This is a genomic window from Methanoculleus sp. MH98A (assembly GCF_000691865.1).
GTDB lineage: Archaea > Halobacteriota > Methanomicrobia > Methanomicrobiales > Methanoculleaceae > Methanoculleus.
This window is the reverse complement of the sequence record NZ_JMIO01000132.1, coordinates 1-3,594: the sequence shown is the minus strand read 5'-3', so window position 1 is coordinate 3,594 and position 3,594 is coordinate 1. Positions and strand designations below refer to the sequence as shown.

The 3,594-nt window shown below is 47.7% G+C and carries 5 protein-coding genes; 2 read left to right on the top strand and 3 right to left on the bottom strand.

Annotated features, from left to right (window positions below; genetic code table 11):
• The 3 genes from EI28_RS11965 to EI28_RS11960 all read right to left on the bottom strand — a co-directional run.
• Positions 1 to 506 (bottom strand): glycosyltransferase (locus tag EI28_RS11965; RefSeq protein ID WP_155937413.1); only part of this gene is annotated, 506 nt, incomplete at its 3' end.
• Entirely contained in the window at positions 460 to 774 is a 315-nt protein-coding gene (locus tag EI28_RS15585) for a glycosyltransferase (protein ID WP_082223165.1), read from the bottom strand. The genes EI28_RS11965 and EI28_RS15585, both read right to left, overlap by 47 nt.
• Before the next feature lies 1 nt (position 775).
• Positions 776 to 1,321, bottom strand: a complete 546-nt coding sequence (locus tag EI28_RS11960; RefSeq protein ID WP_048115118.1) for a class I SAM-dependent methyltransferase — start codon at positions 1,319 to 1,321, stop codon at positions 776 to 778.
• Between EI28_RS11960 and EI28_RS11955 the strand changes: the two genes are divergently transcribed.
• Positions 1,320 to 2,447 carry an IS256 family transposase gene (locus tag EI28_RS11955; protein WP_048115117.1) on the top strand — a complete coding sequence of 376 codons (1,128 nt, stop codon included), beginning with the start codon at positions 1,320 to 1,322 and terminating at the stop codon, positions 2,445 to 2,447. The two genes, EI28_RS11960 and EI28_RS11955, sit on opposite strands and share 2 nt — an antisense overlap.
• 167 nt (positions 2,448 to 2,614) lie before the next feature.
• Positions 2,615 to 3,580: a hypothetical protein gene (locus EI28_RS11950; protein ID WP_155937411.1), complete on the top strand. Its 966-nt coding sequence runs from the start codon at positions 2,615 to 2,617 to the stop codon at positions 3,578 to 3,580.
• Positions 3,581 to 3,594 lie beyond the last annotated feature (14 nt).

Below are 3,594 nucleotides of genomic sequence, written 5' to 3'. Positions count from 1 at the left end.
ATGAGTTGGGGTATACTTTCCTGCGGTACCTGGCCTGCAAATTGTATGCAGCCGTTCAGATTCAGCTTCTCCGCGAGTTCATCCAACCTTGATCTCTCTATACCGTCACCCACAATAACCAGTTTGACATCTGGTATCTCCTGATGTACAATAGCCACCGCTTCAATCAGATACTGAACCCCCTTCACTGGGTGCAACCTGCCTACAAAGACAATCGTCTTCGTGTTACCCTCCTTCTTGGCTCCCAATGAAGTTTTAAACCTCTCTAAATCGACACCATTCGGTACGACAGAGATATCCCCATCGCATATATCCAGCATCTTCTGCTTCATGTCTTCGGTCAGAGCGAGGGTTGCGCTGGCATTTTTTAGGATTGGTTTAGCGGTCAATTTTGTAAGCCAATCGGGCGAATAAACGTCTGACCCCCTTCCATAGATCACGTAAGGGATCTTCAGTAATCTATTTGAGAAAAGGGGGGGGCACTCCGCCTCCAAGGCTCTGGGCATGAACGATATCTGGCTTGATCTTTCGTATTTTTAGGCATATACTCACCCAGAATGCGACCAGGCCAATGAAGCGGATCTTTGGCCATGCAATCCTATGAATATAAAAGCCATTCTCCTCACAGAGACCAGGCAGACCATCGTCATGCGAAGTTATGACGTGAACCTCGTGCCCCTTCCGGGCCAGATGATCCGCCAGATTATATGTAGCTATCTCTGTCCCTGCGAGCCATTTTGGGGGGAAGAGACCAACTAGAATTGCAATTTTCACGTCATCCGCTTCCTTTCGATCTCTTTTTGTCCACTTTTCTCCCCACGAGAAGCATTATATTGCTGAAAGGATTCTCACCACGCCACTTTGCAACTCTTTCGATCATTCGATAGGTCTTCAACCCGATCGCTTCATCAATAATATTTGGAAGCATTATCAGTCCATCATCCATCCTGAACTCAATTATATCAAGATCCGCCTCTCTCAGTAGCATTAACATCTCTGGTTTAGAGGGTTCATTTTTTCCGTAATATTTCCCCATTATTTTTGAAAATATTTTTTGGGGAAACCTGCAAGCACTGTATTTATTTGGGACAAGTATTATGCAGATTCCATTATCCTTTAATATCCGGGAAATCTCCTGAATCGTGGCTTCCCTATCTACGAACTCAAATAAACCACGACTGACAATGACATCAACAGACTCTGTCTTTAAGGGAATGTTTTTGCAATCCGCAAAAATGAGTTGGTAGCGTAACGAAAGTTCTGTAAAATTGAATTGGCCCTGGATCCAACCTAGATTTGCACAAAGGAGAAACAGGGCCATGGATCCCTTAGCGTTAATCGAAGATTATCTTTCCGATCAGGAGAATGGCATGAAGACCCTCATCACCGGGTTCCTCAACCAGGTGATGCTCGCAGAGGCCCTCCAGCAGGCAGGAGCTGCCCAGTACGAGCGAACCGATGCGCGGAAAGCGCATCGGAACGGCTACAAAGACCGATCCCTCAAGACCCGATACGGGGAGACAATCCTCCGGAAACCGCAGTTCCGGGAGCTCCCGTTCGAGACACAGGTCTTCGGGCGCTATGCCCGGGTGGAGAAAGCTCTGGTGAACGCAATTGTCGAATCCTACCTCCAGGGAGTTTCGACGAGAAAGAACCAGGAGATCGTCAGTCATCTGGGGATCGACCAACTTTCTCCGGCTTCGGTCTCCCGGCTGGCCAGGGAACTCGACGACCAGGTGCAGGCATTCCTCTTGCGGCCGATCGAACAGGCTATCCCGTACCTCTTCGTGGATGCCTCGTATTACAAGGTGCGCGATGGCGTACGGTACGTCACCAAGGCGGTCCTGGTGGTTGCCGGGGTGCGAGAAGACGGCTACCGGGAGATCCTGGGAACTAGGATCACCGACTGTGAGAATGAAGAATTCTGGTCGGGACTGTTCGAGGAGCTCAAAGAACGGGGACTCACTGGGGTTCAACTGGTCGTCTCGGATGGGCATACCGGCATCCAGAAGGCGGCTGAAGCCGCCTTCCTCGGTGCATCCTGGCAGATGTGTCAGGTTCATTGCACCCGGGCCGTCTTGAGGAATATTCCCCGGAAACACCAGAAAGAGGTTGTAGAGGGGCTGAAGGAGGCCTATGGGAATGAGCAGAGACTCCAGGAGCTCGCTGATGACCTGAATGCCGGGGGGTACCGGAAAGCAGCCAACACCATCGAACGATTCCTCCCCGGGCTTATGAGTTACACGGCATTCCCAAAACCGCACGGGAAACGGCTCAGAACGACGAACATGGTGGAGCGGGTCAATAGGGAATTGAAACGGAGAACCAAGGTTGTAGGAGCGTTCCCGAACGAGGAATCCCTTCTCCGGCTGGTCGGATCCATCCTGATGGACATCAACGAGGAGTGGGTCACCGGCAGAAGGTATTTGACGATGGAGAAGGAATGATCAGGCAAGGAGACAGGGCTCAGACAAATTACAGAAAATCTGAGACGTTACCCTGTCACCCTATGATAACGCTCATCCTGCTCCTTATCCTGGGGGTTTTCTATGGATATGTACAAATCAGCAACAGGTTCCAACTCGGATTTTCCTGCAGATTCGATATTTTGAATATGACTGCGATTGTCGGAATTACATTTGTATTCTGGTACATCCACTTTAAGAGTATCTCAAGCATGGGCAAGAGCGTTATTTCTTCTCTGCGGGAAACACGCGATACTGAGACAATAATGGCTTATAACCTGGACATGGTCAGTCAATCGGGCGCACCATTAATTCGTGTCATTGAGGGTTTCATCAAAGTATATGGCCCGGCGGTCATTTATATTGTGGTAGCCCTCCTTATCACCACTTATCTGGTAAACGAATTTTTAACTAAAAGACGGTATGCAGATGAAATGATTTATGTCGTCTTCTTCCTGCTATCCATAGCATTTGGCGCGGCGCTTACCCTGGGCTACTTTATTGTGTTTGAATTTATAAGGGCAACAAGTTTTGCGATTATAATGGCAACGATTGTGTGCGGTATAGGTTTTTACGCACTCTTAAAAAACACTGGGACGCCAAATAGTAAAAAAATCTTCACCTTGGTAGTCGTTATCATATTGTGTTCGGTAAGCATTCTTTCGGTATTCAACATATATCATAGCCCCTGGACCCTGTCGGCCGGTAGTCATATGACAGAAATGGAGACCTCCGGGTTAGATTGGTTTTTGACGAGACAGGATGGATCTACACCCCTATATTTTAATGACTACAATTGGAATAAATATGTTCGTCACTTTCAGGAACTGCACAAAATTACAGTTCAGCAGCCACTGGTCATCACAGGGAGCGTACCGCATCATTTTGGATATGACCAAAAGCAGCATTTAACCCAATCTATCAATGATTCTAGAGATAATACGTATTATATGGCGACCAATGAACGATTGAGACAGAATTACCTCGCAGTTCTGGAAGAATGGCGATCACTTAAGGATTATTATTCAGAGGAGGACTTTACCCGGTTAAACAATGACAGTACCATTATGAAACTTTATGTGAATAGCGAGTGGGAGATCTGGAGAACGAGTTAACTCTATGTGGAAAG

Coding starts and splice junctions, on each gene's coding strand:
- EI28_RS11955 (WP_048115117.1), top strand. CDS start 1,320: ATGGATCCCTTAGCGTTAATCGAAGATTATCTTTCCGATCAGGAGAAT.
- EI28_RS11960 (WP_048115118.1), bottom strand. CDS start 1,321: ATGGCCCTGTTTCTCCTTTGTGCAAATCTAGGTTGGATCCAGGGCCAA.
- EI28_RS11950 (WP_155937411.1), top strand. CDS start 2,615: ATGACTGCGATTGTCGGAATTACATTTGTATTCTGGTACATCCACTTT.